An 18,020-nucleotide genomic window follows, 5' to 3' on the forward strand; every position below is an offset into this window, starting at 1 on the left:
CCTTTTTCGTTTGACACTACGGCTTATCCCACCAGACGCGGGTGTCCAGATTGTCCGGGCCCTGCCGCGACGTCGCTTCCCTCAAATTGGCCGCATTCACCGACAGTTCGGAATCCGGATACGAAATGCGGTTGATAAACTCACCCTTGATTTCCTTGCCGGGATACGGGTTGGGCGTCAGTTTCGGGAAATCACTCCGCCGGAAGTTGGCAAAGGCTTCCGGGCCGTTGAGAAACGAAGCTACCCAATACTGCGTGTTGATTTGCTCCAGGCCGTTAGCCGCCACGTACGGATGTTTCTGGAGGTACGCCGTAATGGCAGCCGCCGGAACCGCCGAATTGGCGTCGGCATCGCCCAGTTGCTGCATGTGGGCCGTGATGCCTGCTGCGTAAAAATCAGCCGCGCTGCCGGTAATCCAGCCCCGCTGAGCCGCTTCCGCCAGCAGGAGCTGCGTTTGAGCCGTTGTCACCATAAACGTTGGCGCATCGAGCCGGGCCAGCCGGGTGCGGTCCACCTGCGAATAATCGTAGAAACTCGCCAGTTTATCCGCCGTAGCCTGCGCCGGAATGGTCCCGTTGTCGAAGCCGAGCGGCATTCCGATCTGCACCGACGGATCGCGGTTCAGACGGGCGGCTGTCTGTTCTGCCCCACTTTTGGCTCCTACGTACCGCGCGGCAATGGAAGCCAGCCGGGGGTCTTCGTTGGTGCGGAGGTAATCCACAAAACTACGTGTGAGGTAGAAGTTAGCGGCTTCCGTTGAATTGAGCGTTCCGCCCACCGGGTTCTGGTAGTTGGGGTTGTTGCGAATCAGGGCGTTGTCGGTATTGGCCGTCATGACTCCGCCGGCAAAGGCTTTGGCCGCGGTTGATTGCGCCAGCGTCGGGTTTACTTTGACCAGCCGCATACCAGCCCGCAACAAAAGGGAATTTCCCAATTTTTTCCACTTCTCGATGTTTCCGCCGTACATAATATCCCCGGCCTCGGTGGGCTTGGTGGCATCCAGGGCCGCCGTTGCTTCCGTTAATTCCTTCAGGATATCGTTGTAGATACTTTCCTGCGTATCGTACTTGGGGGTTACGTTGGCCCCCAGAAAACCTAGCCCAGCCTGCGAATAAGGAATATCGCCATAACTGTCCGTCAGCACCATCGACGCGTAGGCCTTCCAGATTCGGGCCATGTTGTAGAGATTGGTCCGGTTGGCATCGGCTTTGGTTTTGTCAATTACATCCACCAGGTAACGCACGACATCCCGGTAATACCGTTGCCAGATGCCCGTATTGGCCCCCGTGGGCCCCCGGTTATCGATGTTGTAGTTAGCTCCGGCAACGATTCCTGAGTTAGGTGTAAATATCTGTTGCACAATGGCGGTTTCAAAAACCAGCGTCTGCCCGGGAAACGTAGTGTTAATCATCGCGTTGTTGAAGGTAAACAACGGATTTAGCGCGGTCGCTGCGGTGGGGTTGACGTTCAGCCCGTCGAACCCTTTTTCGCACGAACTAGACCCCAGAAACAAGGCAACTAACGGTATATAAATAAGTGATTTTCTCATGATTAGAATCGAACGTTAAGGTTGAAGCCGATGCTGCGGGTGATGGGGAGGCCCGTTGACTCAAGACCGATCAGGTTGTCGGAGCTAAAGCCGAATTGCTCGGGATCGATGTTGGGGACCCATTTTTTCAGAACCGCAACGTTGTTGGCCACGGCGCTCAGCCGGATTCCTTTGATAAATAGATTGCTGGGCAACATCTTGGTGAAATCGTAGCCCACCGAAATCTGGCGGAGTTTCCAGAAACCGGCGTCGTACACCACCTGCTCGCCCAGACTTTTCGACCGGCCCACCGAGTAATAATCCTGCACGAAGGCCCGGACGGCATTGGCTTCTCCGCGTTCGTTGACGCCCACACCCACCATTTTGTTGTCGGCTTCTCCCCGGCCCACCAGCGTCTCTTTCTGCAAACCGTGCCGGAACGCATTGAGGTTGGTACCCGAAATCATTTTGCCACCCAGTTTGAAGTCGATCAGGAACGACAGATTAATTCCCTTGTAGGTAAACGAGTTGGTGATACCGCCCACGTATTTGGGCAACGCCGAACCAAAGGAAATTGGCGTTGAGGTCCGAACCGGCAGACCATCCCCGCCGTGAACGATCCGGCCCTGGGCGTCGCGCTGATAGCCGAACGTATAGAGTTGAGCGAGCGGTTGCCCGACTACGTGTCGCAGGTCACCGACGTAAATCCCGTTTCCGACCACAATCTGTTCATTTGGAATCGTATCACTCAACAACCGGAGCAGTTTCGTCTCGTTATACGAACCGTTTACCGTAATATCCCAGGAGAAATCCTTCGTCCGAACGGGCGATCCCGTCAGCAGGAGCTCTACGCCCCGGTTGCGGCTTTTACCACTGTTAATCAATGTGTTCGTATACCCCGAAGCATCGGATGTCTGAGCTGCCACGATCTGGTCGCTGGTCGTTTTGTTGTAATACGTCAGGTCCACCCCAACGCGGCTGTTGAACAGCTTCAGTTCAAGCCCCACTTCCGATTCGGCGGTCCGGCTGGGTTTTAGCGTAGCGTTGGGCACGGTACCCGAGGTAATGTTCCCAACGGGTTGACCCAGCCCCGACGGATTCGGGAACAGGTTGGCCGCTACACTGTAAAACAGGTTGTTGGAATAGGGCGCAACGTCCCCATCGCTACCAACCTGTGCGTAGGCCGCCCGAACTTTCCCGAAATTCAGCCAGCCGGGCAGGTTGTTGAAAGCCTGCGAAAAGACAAAGCTACCAGTAACGGACGGATACAAAATACTACGGTTGCCCGGCGCCAGCGTCGAAAACCAGTCATTTCGCGCCGTGACGTTCAGAAACAGAACTTCGTTGTACGACAATTCGGCGGCTCCGTACAGCGAGTTGACTTTCCGTTCGTTCAAACCGTACGTCGGGTCTTTCACGCGGCCGTTCTGCGGAATGTAAAGCCCACGTACAATAAAGTCTGTCACCAGCACGCTGTTTACGTCGCTCCGGCGGTACAACTGGTTGCCCCCGGCCGTAATGTCGATGCCGAATTTGCCGAAGGTCCGGTTCAATCCAATCAGGAAGTCGGCGTTGATTTCGCGGAACCGGCGGGCTTCCTGCACGTACGCTCCGTTGACGAAACCGGCCGGGGCGGCCGCCAGCGAAGCCTGGCCCGTCGGGAAGTTGTAATCCTGATCGCGCGACCAGAAATCCTGCCCAACGCGCCCTTGCAGGTACAGCCAGTCGGTGAAGTTGTAGCGGGCGGTCAGATTACCCAGCAGCCGGTCGCGCCGGATGTTTTCAAACTTCTGACTCAGAACGAAATACGGGTTTGTCCGATTCTGGAACCGCGACCAGATGTACTCATTACCGGTTGCCGGGTTGATCTGGTTGGCCTCCAGGACGTCGAGCGGCATGGAGTTCGACATGGTATACACAACCGTTGGCGTACTGTTGTCCTGCTGGGCAATCTGGGGCGGGTTTTTGTTGTATTCGTTCGAATAATTGATTGTTCCTGTTACCGTCAGCTTGGGCGAAAGGTTGTAGCTAAAGCCGAGGTTGGCGGTTTTCCGGTTGAACGTGTTGTTCGGCGTAATTCCTTTGTTGTCGGTATTGGATATGGACAGGTTAAAGCCTCCCCGGTCGCTGCCCGACGAAACCGAAACGGAGTTGGTCCAGGTCGATCCGGTGCGGTAAAATTTCTTGATGCGGTCACGAACGGGTTCGTACGGCACCGTCACTCCGCCGAACAGGACCTGCGTTTGCCCGTTAAACTTTTCCCCGAAACTCCATACGCCCGAGGTCGGGTTGGGCGCCGTTGGCCGAACGCCGTATTCGCCCTGCCCGTATTCGTACTGGTAATCCGTAAAATCCATCGGCTGGTCGGTGGTGAAGTTGGTGTTGTAAACCACCCCGATGCCCTGTCCGCTGCCTTTGGTTTTGGTGGTGATCATGATGACCCCGTCCTTGGCCCGCGATCCGTAGAGGGCCGCAGCCGTCCCCCCTTTCAGCACGGTCATGCCCTCGATATCGTCGGGGTTGATGGACGAAAGCCCGTCACCGCCGTCGGAATAGTTACGATCCCGGCTGCCAACCGAGCCGTCGCTGCCGGTATTTCCGTTGTTCTGGCCGAAGTTGGTGTTATCAATGGGCACCCCGTTGACCACAATCAGCGGGTTGTTCTGGCCGGAAAACGACGACTGGCCCCGAATCCGAATCTTGCTGGTTCCGGCCGCCCCGGTTCCCAGACTGGAAATATTCACCCCCGCAACTTTGCCTTGCAGGGCGTTCATGAAGTTAACCGTGCGGTTGGTGGTAATCTGTTCGGAGCTTACATTGGCTGTTGCGTACCCAAGCCGTTTGGCTTCTTTTTTAATACCGAGGGCCGTTACAACCACTTCATTGAGGTTTTGAGAGCCTTCTTCAAGCGTAACGGTTAACACGGTCTGGTTACCAATCGGTACCTCCCGTCCCAGAAAACCGATGGAACTGAATACCAGAACTGCATTAGCGGGTGCGCTGATAGTAAATTTGCCGTCAGCATCGGTAGAGGTACCCAGGGTTGTATTTTTGATTAAAACAGAAACTCCGGCAATCGGCTGCTGGTCTTTACTGGAAACAACAGTTCCGGTGACTCGCCGGTCTTGTGCCTGAACCCCTGCTACCAATAAGGCACTGAGCCATAAGGTTAACAGGCTACATAGGAAGGTAGAATAACGCATAAAGAGATGGAGGTTTAAAAATAAATGGTAAAAAGGCAAGCGTACAGAATTTAAAGGATGGGTACCTGTCCTGAGAGGCCCATTACCCTAATTTGCATTTACATTTAGGATATTACAAGGCTTTTATTAGATATTTTCTACTACTCACTTTTGGTTTAAGGATTAAATAATTTTTAAAAATTGAATTATCGTACAGGAAATGTCTGTTTATTTGTCTTACTTAATTGCTTCATTTTAGAACAAAAACCCTTTATGAATGTATTTCTTTCATGCGCGCTAAAAAAACAGGGATGCGCTTGCTTATTGAAATCTGTTTCTATTATTTTCCGCTAAAATTCAGATCAGTACGTGTCATTTTCCGGACAATAAGCCGGGTTATTTTTAAAGAAATTTTGATTTATGGCTAGGTTAGTCATCATTGACGACGAAAAAAGCATCCGGGATGCACTCCGCGATATTCTTGAGTATGAGGGCTATGAAGTTGATGAAGCCAAAGACGGCGAAGAAGGGTTGGAGCTTATTAAACAGAACAGCTATGATGTAGCCCTTTGCGATATCAAAATGCCCAAAATGGATGGGCTTGAACTTCTCCTGAAAGCAGCGGATATCGGCAAGGGAACCCAGTTTATCATGATTTCCGCCTATGGCAACGTCGAAAACGCGGTAGAAGCGACCAAACGAGGAGCTTTTGACTTCATCATTAAACCCCCGGATCTGAATCGTCTATTGGTGACCGTACGAAACGCCATCGAAAAATCGAAGCTGGTCGCGGAAACCAAAACCCTGAAGCGGAAGATTTACAAGCTCAACGAAATTGTGGGCGACTCCGAGCCCATTCGTCGGGTGAAGGAAACCATCGAACGGGTAGCTCCCACCGAAGCCCGCGTCCTGATTACGGGCGCAAACGGAGCCGGAAAGGAGATGGTGGCCAAGCAAATCCACGAAAAAGGCAACCGGACGTCCATGCCGCTGGTAGAAGTAAACTGCGCAGCCATCCCGAGCGAGCTGATTGAAAGTGAATTATTCGGCCACGAAAAAGGAGCTTTTACGGGCGCTGCCAGCCGACGTGCCGGGAAGTTTGAACAGGCCGATGGAGGTACGCTGTTTCTGGATGAAATTGGGGACATGAGTCTCACGGCGCAGGCCAAAGTGCTGCGGGCGCTGCAGGAAAGTAAAATCACCCGCGTGGGCGGTGACAAGGAAATCAAAGTCAATGTCCGCGTGATTGCCGCTACCAACAAAGACCTTCGCCGTGAAATTCAGGAAGGCAACTTCCGGGAGGACTTGTTTCACCGATTGAGCGTTATCCGCATCCACGTGCCCCCGCTGGCCGAACGCCGGGAAGATATTCCGCTGCTGGCCGAAAAATTCCTGAACGATATCGCCAACGAATACGGTGCACCGCCCAAAGAAATCACGAAGGATGCCATGGAGTACCTGCAATCGCTGCCCTGGACCGGTAACGTCCGCGAACTTCGGAATGTGATTGAGCGGCTGGTTATTTTGTGCGGTGATAAAATTACACGCTATGATGTAGAAATGTACGCTTAAAGTACCATCAGATTACACCCTCGAACATCTGAGTTATCGAAACGCCCGATGACACGAAACGCATCGGGCGTTTCTTGTTCGTATTGGCCCAAATCCTGCGTTTCGATAAAACTGCAGGAATCAAGATTTGCCAGATCGATCACGTTAATTCCACCCGTCAGCCGGACGGTTTGTTCCGAAGCCGACCGCTCGTCCGGTTCCGGATAAATGGAAAATGGATCGTTAACATCCCGAAGCAGAATCCGCAGCGTCGATGACATCCGGAAAACGCCCCCCCCGGTTGAATACGCCTGTGAAAGCAGTTCGGTCATCCCGTATTCCGAGTGAACGGCCGAAACCCCCAGCCGCCGGGTCAGCACTTCGTGGACTTCTTCGCGGAGCAATTCCTGCCGCCGGCCTTTCATCCCGCCGGTTTCCATCACGATCAACTCAGGTAATTTTTGCAGAAATGAGAAATCCGTGTCGGACTCGGCCCAGTCGAGCAACCCAAACGTTACGCCAATGAGCAGGATCTTACGGCCGGGTTCGGATTGTTCGGCCAGTTGGCGGAGTGTTGCCGTTAAATCAGCCGTATTGTGCAGAAAAAAACCGGAAACGGAAGAGCCAGTTTTTTCAATAAACCGCTGAACCATATACACCAACGACGAGTTATTTCGTTCAAGGTATGACGGCAGCAGGGCCAGAATATGGAAGCGGCCGAGCGGACCATACACCTGTTCGAACAACTGCTGGCTAACGGTATCGTACAGAGCCGGATCGACTACGTAGTGGCGGCTGGTTACCGCCCCGGTTGTTCCGCTGCTGGCAAACGTCAGCAGGCTTTCGAGCGACGGTTTTGCACCGGTCTGCGACCGGGTCAGTATGGGGTGGTGTTTGAAAAAAGCGATCGGCAGAAAGGGAATCTGCTCAATCCGTTGTATATTTTCAGGCTGAACCTTGAGGAATTTCAGGTAGCGGCTGTAAATCGGATTGAATTGGGCCTGGTATCGAAATACGGCCAGCGCCGTGGCGGTAAACGCCGACCGATCAGCCGGTTGTAACCGGGCAATCTGGTTGCGAAGGTCCTGACGAATGCTTGATGGTGACAACTTAATGAAAAAATGGGCTGGCGACGCGGGCGCCAGTCGGGTAAACACTAACTGGTAACAATAGTCTATTAACACAATGTCTACGCGAATTATTCGGCACGGTCTGTTTTTTTTCGGCATTGCGGCCCTGCTCGTGGGTTGTCTTGAGCCGCCTGATTTCAGCAATGTGCCCTCCATCAGTGCGCCGGTAGTAAGTTCTTACCCGGCTTTCGACGATTTTTCCCAGATTCCGAAAGATTCGGTTGTTATTACGGTGAAGTTTGAGGATGGCGACGGCGATCTGGGCGAAGTACCGGATGCCCGCAACGATACCATCAAATACGCGGAATGGGGCAATTACGAGCTGAAAGTTTATCAGTTGGTCAATGGCCGGTTCGAGTATGTTGATCTGCCCGTCCTGAACAAACTATTTTTTCCGCGTCTGAAACCCGATGACAAAGCGAGTCCGCTGGAAGGCAAGCTGGATTTTTCCCAAAGTTTCCTGCGCTCACGGAACGCCAAACTAACGCCGGTCAAATTCGCCATCCGGATTCGCGACCGCAGCATGAACGTCAGCAACGTCGTGGAAACCGACACGATCTCGATTCCTTTGAGTTTCTAACCGAAGTACGCAGTGCTTTTTTCAGGAGGCACTGCGTACGGTTTTTTGGCCTTTCACCACCGGTCCTTCGCTCATCACGTTCTCTTTCAGCAGAATCCGAAACGTGGTTCCTTTGCCTACCTCGGAGCTTTTCACAAACAGTCGGCCTTCGTGGTATTCTTCAATAATTCGCTTGGCCAGCGTAAGCCCAAGCCCCCAACCCCGTTTTTTGGTGCTGTAACCCGGCGTAAACACCTTCTGTAAATTTGCCTTGTTGATGCCTTTGCCCGTATCGGTAATATCGATGGCGATTTCATTTCGGGGCAGTGGCATGAGCCGAACCGTCAGTTTCCCGACTCCGCTCATGGCGTCGACGGCATTTTTACAAATGTTTTCGATCACCCACTCAAACAGCAATTTGTTGATTTTGACTTCTTTGCCGTCGACCAGAAAATTCTCGACGTGGATTTTCACTTTCGTGGAAATCCGTCTTTCGAGGTAAGACACAAACTGGCTGACGGTTTCGTAAATGTTCTCACTTTTCAGCGTCGGCACGGAGCCAATGCTTGAAAACCGGGTCGCGATAGTTTCCAGCCGTTTGACGTCCTTTTCCACTTCATCGGCCACCGACTGGTCGACGGCCGGATCGCTGCGGAAGTACTCAACCCAGGCCATGAGCGACGACAGGGGCGTGCCCAGCTGGTGCGCGGTTTCTTTCGCCAGCCCCACCCAGACGCGGTTCTGCTCCGCCCGCCGGGCCGAACTGAACGCCAGATAAGCCAGAAACCCAAGGGTGACCATCACGGCCAGCAGGACGTACGGAAAAAAACGGAGTTGGGTCAGTAATAGCGAGTTGTGATAATAAATGTAGCCGTTTACTTTCCCATCCATTTCCACCACAATCGGCTGGTGTTCTTCTCTCATTTCGGCCAGCTCCTCCTCCAGGATACCCAGAATCTCTTCGTCGGATGTACCCGGCGGGAACGTGTAATTGTGGATGGGAATTTTGGGAATTTTATGGTTTTCATCCACATAAATCGTCGGGACCTGATTTTTCTGGTTGACGAACATAATTTCGTTCGTGATAAAAGTCAGGTCTTCGTCGGCATTCTCGTCGTACACATTGACGAGGGCTCTGGCATACAGCTTTACGTCATTTTCCTCCCGTTCTTCCAACTTTGCAATCAGACTGTTGGTATAAAGCAGCGAGGCCGTACCGACCAGGAGTAAATTCAGGGCAAGAACAATTTTCAGCGTGTTGCGCTGACCATATATCTCCAGTGACTTCAACATAAATTTCGGTTCAAAGCAACCCGGCTACGGCTTTCTGCGTATCTATTGAAAATGATCAGGTTGCCGGCTGATTAACGTCATCGTACTCCAATCTCTACCGTGGTAACTTCGCATGAATTTACGTCATAACGCACAATTCTGGCAATTCAATGCCTTTATTTCCCATCTCACCGGAATAATATTGTAAATAGGATATAAAGGGGAGAACTTTGCAATAGTTTATAGAGATTCTAAATAAGTACGGAGTAAACTGAAACTACCACATTAGTGTTTTCAGTGAAAGAATTGTATTGTAATTTTGGGCATTATTTGAATAGTAGCAATGCACGAGATCTTTAAATCAATTAGTTTATCGTATAAAACCGCCCCGCTGGCCGTTAGAGAGCTAATTGCATTAAACGAAGATGAGTCCAAGCAGTTTCTGATTAAACTTCGGGAATTTTTCGGTGCCTCGGAAGCGCTGGTACTCTCAACCTGCAACCGTACGGAGATTTACTACATTTCCAATCAGAACCTGAACCAGGAGGTTGCCCGCCTGTTGCTGGCTGAAAAAGGAATTACTTCCTCCGACGAATACCTGCCTTATTTTCATTTTTTTGATACCCAGGCCACGGCAGTTCGCCATCTGTTCGAAGTTTGTACAGGGCTGCACTCTCAGGTCGTGGGCGATATGCAAATCCCGAACCAGGTCAAACATGCTTACCAGTGGTCGGCCGACCTCGACATGGCGGGGCCGTTTCTGCACCGGCTGATGCACACGATTTTCTTCACCAACAAACGCGTTGCCCAGGAAACCAGTTTCCGCGATGGAGCCGCTTCGGTGTCGTATGCCGCTGTTGAATTAATTGAAGAACTGGTTGGTAACAACGGCTGCCCCTACCTGGCCGAACATGGCTCGGCCGCTCCGTCGATTCTGGTGGTGGGTCTGGGCGAAATTGGTGCAGATATCTGCGAAAACCTGGCCGCCCGCAAACTAAACCGAATTACCCTCTGCAACCGCACCCGCTCCAAAGCCGATGCGCTGGCGGAGAAACACAGCTTCCGGGTTGCCGACTTTGCGGACCTGACGCAGGAAATTGCGAAAGCCGATGTGATTATTTCGTCGGTGCTGGTGGAAAGACCGATGATCACCGCCGAGCTGTTGTCGGACTTGAACTCGCTGACGTTTAAATATTTCTTTGACTTATCCGTTCCCCGGAGCATCGACGTCAACGTTGAACAGGTGCCGGGCGTTCTGCTGTATAACATTGACCAGATTCGGACCCGGGCCGATGAAGCCCTGAGCCGCCGGCTGGCCTCTATCCCGCAGGTGGAAGCAATCATTGATCAGTCGATTGCCGACTTCAACGATTGGTCGCGGGAGATGACCGTTTCACCGACCATCAACAAATTCAAGAATGCGCTGGAGCAGATTCGGAAAGAAGAAATTGCCCGCCACTTGAAACACATGACTGCCGAAGAATCCGAAAAAGTTGAAAAGATTACGCGCAGCATCATGCAGAAAATCATGAAATCACCCGTTTTGCAACTCAAAGCGGCCTGCAAACGGGGCGAAGCCGACACGCTAATTGATGTGTTGACGGATTTGTTCGACCTGGAAAAACAACCGACCGATGCATCCCAAAGCTTTCACTAACCTATGATGAATTAGTTGACCGAGATCCCAGACTAAGCAATTGGTTTGGGATTTTTCGTTTATAGTCTATCTGCTCTATTTATGACCCGTTTTATCAACTCTTTACTCCGTTTTTTTCTCATTATTCTGCTGCTAGTCGGCCTGATCGTGTCGTGGGAACAATTGCGCGGCTGGTCGGTGTTCAGCGGCTTGACCAAAAAAGAATCATCGGTTCAAACGGTTGTTTTGCAGGAAGTAACCGAGTTGGGCAAACTGGAACTGGTTAAATACCGCTTCAAAGATATCATTGAACATCAGTTGGTCCGGGAGTGGCTGCCCAACCCGAAAGCCGTCCTGATTGTGGAAGGTGAAGCCGTTGGCTGCCTGGACCTGACCAAGATTACCGCCGAAGACGTTACCGCCCAGGGCGATAGTCTGATCGTTCACCTGCCCGACGCCGAACTGTGCTCCTACAAAATCGACCATCGGCACTCGCGGGTTTTCAACACAGAATACGCTTTTTTTGAAGAAGCCCAGCTGGTCAGTGAAGCTTACCGCCGGGCCGAAACCCAAATCCGGCGAGCAGCCCTCAATAGCGGCATTCTGGAACAAACCCGTCAGAACGCCGACAAAATTCTGAAGCCCATGCTGGAGCGAATTTCCGGCAAAAAAGTTTTTCTGACCACCCGCATGAAAGCTACCTTGCAACCACTCCGCTAGTGCGTCAGCAGGTTGTCGTCAAATTCATCTTTCAACTGCACCCCCGACAGTTTGCGGGTTTTCATTTCCGTCAGCAAATACACCAGCTTTTGCACGGCCGCTTCATACGGCAATCCTTCGGGCCGGATGTTGGAGATGCAGTTGCGGGCTTCGTCGGTCAGGCCCGGCTCCGGGCGGAAGGTAAGGTAAGCTCCCATACTGTCGGGCGAGGTTAGGCCGGGCCGCTCTCCGATCAGCACAACCACGGTTTCGGCTTGCAAGGCGTGCGCAATTTCGTCCCCGATGGCAACGCGCCCCTGTTCCACCACACACAACGGCGCCAGCGACCAGCCCAATTTCCGGACTTCCTCCACCAGGCGGGTCACCACCGGCAGGGCATGACGGTTGATTGCCGTTGCCGACAGTCCATCCGCAATGACCAGACAAAGGGCAAAACCGCTTGATGCCGACAGCGTCGCCCGGCTTTGCTCATCCAGTCGGCGGCCCAGATCGGGCCGTTGCAGGTATTGCTGGCGATCGGCGGCCCGGCTGTGAAGTTGCCGCAACGGCTCATGGATGGCTTTCAGTTGCCGCACCAGTTCTTCCGGTTCCAATTCTGAATAGACCGCATCGCGGGCGCGCGCGTGGTCGAGCTGAAAATCCAGCAGGGCGCGGGTCGGCAGGCTGTGCCCGGTGCGCCCCCGGGCAATGCGGGCAGACGTGTGGCTTTGCAGGAAAGCCCACGGATCGGGCTGTTCGGGAAGGGGGTTCATAGGCCGGCGGCTTGCAGTAAACGGTGCGTATTTTTGGCCGGCAGCAGCCGACCATCGGTACTGATTAAATCCATGCGCAGCAGCCAGTCTTCAAATTCCGGTGCGGGCCGCAGATGGCACAAGTCCCGTACGTACAGTGCATCGTGAAACGAGGTGCTCTGGTAATGCAGCATGACATCATCAGCGCCGGGAATGCCCATGATAAAGTTAACGCCCGCCGTACCGAGCAGCGTCAGCAGCGTGTCCATATCGTCCTGATCGGCTTCCGCGTGGTTTGTGTAGCAAATATCAACGCCCATTGGCAGGCCCAGCAGTTTGCCGCAGCAATGGTCTTCCAGCCCGGCCCGGATAATTTGTTTGCCGTTGTACAAATACTCCGGACCAATAAATCCAACCACGGTATTGACCAGCAGCGGCTCAAAAAGCCGGGCCACGGCGTAAGCCCGCACCTCACAGGTCTGCTGATCAACACCGTGGTGCGCGTTGGCCGACAGAGCACTCCCCTGCCCCGTTTCGAAATACATTACATTCTGGCCCACCGTCCCCCGCTTCAGCGACCGACCCGCATCCAGCCCTTCGCCCAACAGAGCCAGATTAAGGCCAAACGACGCATTGACGGCTTCGGTCCCGCCGATGGATTGAAACACCAGATCGACCGGGGCACCTTGTTCAATGGCCTGGAGCGAGGTGGTAATGTGGCTCAAAACGCAGGTTTGCGTGGGAATTTCGAAGCGCTGACGAATCTGATCCATCATATCGACCAGCCGCATCACCGTCCGAACATGATCGGTAGCCGGGTTGATCCCAATGACTGCGTCGCCACTGCCGTAAAATAGCCCATCAACGATACTGGCCGCCACACCCCGAAAATCGTCGGTGGGGTGGTTGGGTTGCAACCGGGTTGAAAACCGTCCTTTCAGGCCGATGGTGTTCCGGAATCGGGTCACTACTTCGCACTTGGCGGCAACCGTAATCAAATCCTGATTCCGCATTAGCTTGCTTACGGCCGCCACCATTTCGGGCGTCAGACCCGCCTGCAGGCTCGTCAGCGTTTGGGTACTAACCTCGTCCGACAGCAAGTAGTTTCGCAAGTCCCCGACCGTCAGGTGTCGAATGGGCGCAAAGGCTTCGGCATCGTGCCTGTCCAGGATCAACCGGGTAATTTCGTCGGTTTCGTACGGGATGACGGCTTCGGTCAGGAAAGTCGTCAGCGGCAGGTCGGCCAGCGTCATCTGAGCCGCCACCCGTTCCTCGGCGGTTCGGGCCGCTATCCCCGCCAGTTGGTCGCCCGAGCGCAGGGGCGTAGCTTTCGCCAGCAGGGTTTTCAGGTTGTCGAAGCGGTAGGTTACGTTACGAACAGAACAGCGGTACGCCATAGTGGTAACAAATGCGTAAAGAATTGTAGAAAACAGGGACATCAACATCCCGTAGCACGGAAAATGGAATCTACAAAGAAGCGCGGATAAGCCCAAGGATTACAGGAATTTAATACACCAGTAACAGTTTATAAACCGGGCTTTTGTAAGTTTGGCGTTTGATCATCTCTCCCGTTTCTAACCCATGAACTCTTTTCAACTGGTAGTATTCGATATGGCTGGCACGACGGTCCAGGACCAGCACGAAGTAGAACGCTGCTTCGCCCAGGCCGCTTCACAAACCCATCTGATCGTCAGCGACGAGCGGATTCTGGCCATGCAGGGGTTGTCCAAACGTTTTGTATTCGAGACGCTCTGGAGCAAACAACTGGGTACCGCCACGCCGGAAGAACTGAAAGCGAAGGTGGATCATTCCTACCAGCTTTTTACCGAGATCCTGGAAAACCACTACCGTACCCAGCCCGTTCTGCCGACCGCCGGTTGTCTGGAGACGTTTGTGTTTCTGCGTAGCAACGGCGTCAAAATCGCTCTGACAACCGGTTTTTACCGGAAGGTTACTGATATTATTCTGAGAAAGCTGGGCTGGCTCGAAGGTTTGGACGAAAACTACATGGGCAACGGGCAAACCCTCATTCAGGCGTCCATTGCCAGCGATGAGGTGGAGCAGGGCCGTCCGCAGCCGTTCATGATTCAGAAGGCAATGCGGTTACTAGGCGTTACTGATCCGAAACGGGTAGCCAACATTGGCGATACACCCTCCGACCTGCTGTCGGGCCAGGCCGCCGGGGTCGGCCTGAACCTGGGTGTGGTGAACGGTACGCACAGCCGCAGCCAACTGGAGCCGTACCCGCACGACCGTCTGCTTCCATCGCTCGCGGAACTACCAGCTACCCTTTCCCTGTCGTCGGCGCAGGCGTTGACCAACCCTTCCAACCCATCCCTATAACCGTTTTTTCTCTTGGCTTCTTTCGATTTTATTTTCGTTGGTTCGGGCATTCTGGGTACGTTTCACGCCTTGCACGCGGCCCGTGCCGGTCAGAAAGTCCTGATTCTGGAAAAAGACAACCGGCCCGTCAGCGCTACGGTCCGCAATTTTGGTCAGGTGGTACCGTCCGGACTGAGCGGCCGCTGGTACCATTACGGTCGGCGCAGCCTGGAGCTGTACCGGGAAATTCAGAAGGAGCACGACATTACCGTTCGGCAAAACGGCTCGGTTTATGTGGCCTCCGACGCCGACGAATGGACGCTGGCCAACGAACTCTACGACCAACGACGGGCCGACGGTTACCCGTGTGAACTTTGGTCGAAGGCCCGGACGCTGGACAGCTACCCGGTTTTGCGGTCGGATTACGTGCAGGGAGCCCTGGTTTTTCCGGAGGAAATCAGCGTAGAACCCGATCAGATGATCCACCGGCTCATCGGTTACCTAACCACGAAATACCCGAATGTAACTTACCGGAACAACGCTGCGGTGGTCGGCTGTGAGTCGACGGCAGCGGGCGCGCGGGTCCAGTTGGCGAACGGCGAACGATTTGAAGCGGGCAAGGTATTCCTCTGCAACGGCAGCGAGTTTCGGCTGTTGTTTCCCGACTTGTTTGCCCAGAGCGGACTGGTGGTGAGCAAACTGCAAATGATGCAAACCGCGCCAATGCCGGAAATTACGCTGCCCGGCAATATTCTGACGGGCCTGACCATCCGGCGGTATGAGTCCTTTACCGAGTGTCCGTCCTACGCCAATCTGCAAGCGCCGGACCATCTGGCAGAATTGAAAAAGTGGGGCATCCATGTTCTGTTTAAGCAGGCGCTCGACGGCTCGATCATCATCGGCGATTCACACGAATACGCTCCGGCCACGCAGACCGACGACCTGGGCTTCGACACGAAAGATTACGTCAACCAGTTAATCCGGCAGGAAGCCAGCCGGATTGTCAGTTTTCCCGTCGACCGCATCCAGCGCACCTGGGCCGGGTTTTACGCCCAGACCACGCAGGAGATTTTCGAAGCCGATCTGAACAATATCCACATCGTCACCGGCATCGGCGGCAAGGGCATGACCTCCAGCGCCGGGTTTTCGGAGGAAAATATAAAGCGGTTTTTGTAGAGACAAAAGATAAGAAAGATAAAAGAGTTGTATCGTCGTTCGGTCTTTTGTCTCCTGTCTTTCCTCGCTCGTCTACGCTTAAAACTAAAAAAAGCAGGAAAGCCAAAGGCCAATTCCTGCTTTTTCAATTACTGAAAAATGGAAAATCTACGCTTTCTCTTCCTGCGTTTCGGCAGTTTGAGAGGACGTTTCGGTTGATTCAGCGTCGGTATCGGGCGTTTCTTCCGCCTTTGTCTCAAACGCTTCCGGCAGGTTCTTCCGCAGAATATTATACCAGCCGATCATTTTCTTTACATCCGACATATGCACCCGGTCGCGGTCGTATTCCGGCACGATTTCGGCCATGAAGTCCGCCAGTTCGGCGTTTGAAGCCGCCTTGGGAGTAATCGGCAACTCATCATTGTATTTTTCATAGATCACCATGAACACATCCCCCAGGGGCTTCGATTGTTCATCGTCATCCGTGTAAATTGAAATGTCTTTCAATACCGATACACGTGCCGTGGGTCCAATCATCGACTTTTCTTTTTTCTCGTCGAGCGATTCCACAATCACACCCGTTCGGCTGGGTTTTACAATCCGGTATAAGCCGCCTTTTCCGGCAATATTCGCAATTTCTTTCAGCGCTTCCATGCTGCCTAGTTTAATGGGTAACGGTCAATTTGATTTGGTTATTGCCAATGTTTCTAAAAACTGAAGGGCAAAGATACGGCGAATCCCCTGCTAATCGTACTGATCAAACGGTTTTGCCGCGATTTTAAACCCTTTATCTAGCAATTATTTTTTTGCGTCGTCCTGTTCGTGAAACGCCTTGTTTAACTGATCGATGTACGCCAGAATTTCCTCTCTCCCGCGCCCGCTCACGGCTGAAGAAAGAAACATCGGCGGCAATTCGGCCCATGTTTTCCGCATGGTTTGTTCGTACCGCTTCACGGCCTGCTGCACGGCATTCGTGTTGCTTTTTTCGGTTTTTGTGAAGATGATGGCAAACGGCAAGCCGAGTTCCCCCATCTTTTCCATAAACTCCAGGTCGATGCGCTGCGGATCAATGCGGCTATCGACCAGCACAAACGTGCAGATCAGATTCTGACGGTTTTTGAGGTAACTGTCGATCATCCGCTCCCATTTTTCCCGCTCACGCTGCGGTGCCCTCGCAAAACCGTAGCCCGGCAAATCGACCAGATACCACTCACTGTTGATCAGGAAATGGTTGATCAACTGTGTTTTTCCGGGCGTCTGCGAGGTTTTCGCTAACTTATGCCGGACGGTCAGCATGTTGATGAGCGACGACTTTCCGACGTTGGAGCGGCCAATGAAGGCATACTCCGGCCGGTCCGGCTTGGGGCAGCGGGACGGGTCGGAATTGCTCATGACAAACTCAGCTTGTTTTACTTCCATAGTGCTTCAGAAGAACGATTTTAAAACCGTTCTCCGGCCGCAAAGTTCGTAAAGAATTGACAAGAGTACTATTGCATCCTGAAATTGGAGCGGGATCGACCCTTTACAAATCCTTTTTTTTGCTTAAAATTGTAGGGCCTTAAGCGGAAAAATCCGGCTAAAGAAACCAATCAGAACTCATCTGTCGTTATAACCTCATCAGAACGAACCGATCTAAAAGTTATGAAGAATACAAGTTTGCTCTCCCTGCTGCTGGCGTTTGCGCTGGTATTGAACGCCTGCAACTCCCAAAGTAAGTCAACTGACGAGCAGTCGGCCGTCACCGAAACTTCGGCGGATAATACGGAGGTCGTCAGCGAAGAAAAGACCGTACCCGACGCCAGCGCCACCACCGCCGGTACCGAGCCGGGTATTCAGTTCTCGGATGCCGCCTGGAAAGCGCAGTTAGCGAAAGCCAAAGCGGAGAAAAAACTTGTGTTTCTGGACGCCTACACCAGCTGGTGCGGTCCCTGCAAACTGTTGCAGAAAAACGTTTTTACCCAGAAGGAAGTCGGCGACTTTTTCAATAAGGAATTCATCAACGTGAAAATCGATATGGAGAAAGGCGAAGGACCGGAACTGGCGCTGCAATATCCGCTGGAAGGCTACCCGACCCTGCTGTTTATCGATGGCGACGGCAAAGTGGTAAAGAAAGTCCTGGGCTACCAATCGCCAGAAGAGTTGCTGACCATCGGCAAAGGCGTTAAAGGTCAGGCTGCATTATAAAAGAAAGCTGCTCTTTTTTGCAAAAAGCCGTAAGCGAGATCCGCTTACGG

15 protein-coding genes are annotated in these 18,020 nt (G+C 53.0%); 7 read left to right on the top strand and 8 right to left on the bottom strand.

Features of this window, described 5'->3' with window-relative positions; translation table 11 throughout:
* Window positions 1-16 precede the first annotated feature (16 nt).
* Window positions 17-1,549, bottom strand: a complete 1,533-nt coding sequence (locus OQ371_RS04680; RefSeq protein ID WP_265992623.1) for a SusD/RagB family nutrient-binding outer membrane lipoprotein — start codon at window positions 1,547-1,549, stop codon at window positions 17-19.
* Window positions 1,550-1,551: 2 nt separating this feature from the next.
* Entirely contained in the window at window positions 1,552-4,731 is a 3,180-nt protein-coding gene (locus OQ371_RS04685) for a SusC/RagA family TonB-linked outer membrane protein (RefSeq protein WP_265992624.1), read from the bottom strand.
* A 399-nt stretch (window positions 4,732-5,130) separates the two neighbouring features.
* Between OQ371_RS04685 and OQ371_RS04690 the strand changes: the two genes are divergently transcribed.
* A complete protein-coding gene (locus tag OQ371_RS04690; protein ID WP_265992625.1) occupies window positions 5,131-6,282 on the top strand; it encodes a sigma-54-dependent transcriptional regulator in 1,152 nt (383 codons plus the stop codon).
* On the opposite strand, the gene OQ371_RS04695 is transcribed toward OQ371_RS04690, so the two are convergent.
* Window positions 6,279-7,370 (bottom strand): LuxE/PaaK family acyltransferase, encoded by a 1,092-nt coding sequence (locus tag OQ371_RS04695; RefSeq protein WP_265992626.1) that lies wholly within the window; start codon window positions 7,368-7,370, stop codon window positions 6,279-6,281. The two genes, OQ371_RS04690 and OQ371_RS04695, sit on opposite strands and share 4 nt — an antisense overlap.
* Before the next feature lie 76 nt (window positions 7,371-7,446).
* Between OQ371_RS04695 and OQ371_RS04700 the strand changes: the two genes are divergently transcribed.
* Window positions 7,447-7,971: a hypothetical protein gene (locus OQ371_RS04700; protein ID WP_265992627.1), complete on the top strand. Its 525-nt coding sequence runs from the start codon at window positions 7,447-7,449 to the stop codon at window positions 7,969-7,971.
* Between the two features lie 21 nt (window positions 7,972-7,992).
* Here OQ371_RS04700 and OQ371_RS04705 read toward each other — a convergent pair whose 3' ends face one another.
* Window positions 7,993-9,243 (bottom strand): sensor histidine kinase, encoded by a 1,251-nt coding sequence (locus OQ371_RS04705; protein WP_265992628.1) that lies wholly within the window; start codon window positions 9,241-9,243, stop codon window positions 7,993-7,995.
* Between the two features lie 322 nt (window positions 9,244-9,565).
* Here OQ371_RS04705 and hemA point away from each other — a divergent pair, with 322 nt between their 5' ends.
* Together hemA and OQ371_RS04715 are read left to right on the top strand one after the other, a co-directional pair.
* Window positions 9,566-10,879 (top strand): glutamyl-tRNA reductase, encoded by a 1,314-nt coding sequence (hemA, locus tag OQ371_RS04710; protein ID WP_265992629.1) that lies wholly within the window; start codon window positions 9,566-9,568, stop codon window positions 10,877-10,879.
* An 81-nt stretch (window positions 10,880-10,960) separates the two neighbouring features.
* A complete protein-coding gene (locus OQ371_RS04715; RefSeq protein ID WP_265992630.1) occupies window positions 10,961-11,578 on the top strand; it encodes a DUF4230 domain-containing protein in 618 nt (205 codons plus the stop codon).
* Here the strand turns inward: OQ371_RS04715 and eutC are convergent.
* Window positions 11,575-12,330: an ethanolamine ammonia-lyase subunit EutC gene (eutC, locus tag OQ371_RS04720; RefSeq protein WP_265992631.1), complete on the bottom strand. Its 756-nt coding sequence runs from the start codon at window positions 12,328-12,330 to the stop codon at window positions 11,575-11,577. The genes OQ371_RS04715 and eutC overlap by 4 nt on opposite strands.
* Entirely contained in the window at window positions 12,327-13,706 is a 1,380-nt protein-coding gene (locus OQ371_RS04725) for an ethanolamine ammonia-lyase subunit EutB (RefSeq protein ID WP_265992632.1), read from the bottom strand. The genes eutC and OQ371_RS04725 overlap by 4 nt, the downstream gene beginning before the upstream one ends.
* A 184-nt stretch (window positions 13,707-13,890) precedes the next feature.
* Here OQ371_RS04725 and OQ371_RS04730 point away from each other — a divergent pair, with 184 nt between their 5' ends.
* Both OQ371_RS04730 and OQ371_RS04735 read left to right on the top strand, forming a co-directional pair.
* A complete protein-coding gene (locus tag OQ371_RS04730; RefSeq protein ID WP_265992633.1) occupies window positions 13,891-14,652 on the top strand; it encodes an HAD family hydrolase in 762 nt (253 codons plus the stop codon).
* A gap of 12 nt (window positions 14,653-14,664) precedes the next feature.
* Window positions 14,665-15,807 carry a TIGR03364 family FAD-dependent oxidoreductase gene (locus OQ371_RS04735; RefSeq protein ID WP_265992634.1) on the top strand — a complete coding sequence of 381 codons (1,143 nt, stop codon included), beginning with the start codon at window positions 14,665-14,667 and terminating at the stop codon, window positions 15,805-15,807.
* A 147-nt stretch (window positions 15,808-15,954) separates the two neighbouring features.
* Here the strand turns inward: OQ371_RS04735 and OQ371_RS04740 are convergent, their stop codons facing one another.
* Both OQ371_RS04740 and yihA read right to left on the bottom strand, forming a co-directional pair.
* Window positions 15,955-16,440, bottom strand: a complete 486-nt coding sequence (locus tag OQ371_RS04740) for a DUF5606 family protein (protein ID WP_265992635.1) — start codon at window positions 16,438-16,440, stop codon at window positions 15,955-15,957.
* A 144-nt stretch (window positions 16,441-16,584) separates the two neighbouring features.
* Window positions 16,585-17,178 (bottom strand): ribosome biogenesis GTP-binding protein YihA/YsxC, encoded by a 594-nt coding sequence (yihA, locus tag OQ371_RS04745; protein ID WP_310586610.1) that lies wholly within the window; start codon window positions 17,176-17,178, stop codon window positions 16,585-16,587.
* A gap of 249 nt (window positions 17,179-17,427) precedes the next feature.
* On the opposite strand from yihA, the gene OQ371_RS04750 reads away from it, so the two are divergent.
* Window positions 17,428-17,970, top strand: coding sequence for a thioredoxin family protein (locus tag OQ371_RS04750; protein ID WP_265992637.1), 543 nt, complete (start codon window positions 17,428-17,430; stop codon window positions 17,968-17,970).
* Window positions 17,971-18,020: the final 50 nt, after the last annotated feature.

This window comes from Larkinella insperata (assembly GCF_026248825.1).
Classification (GTDB): domain Bacteria; phylum Bacteroidota; class Bacteroidia; order Cytophagales; family Spirosomataceae; genus Larkinella; species Larkinella insperata.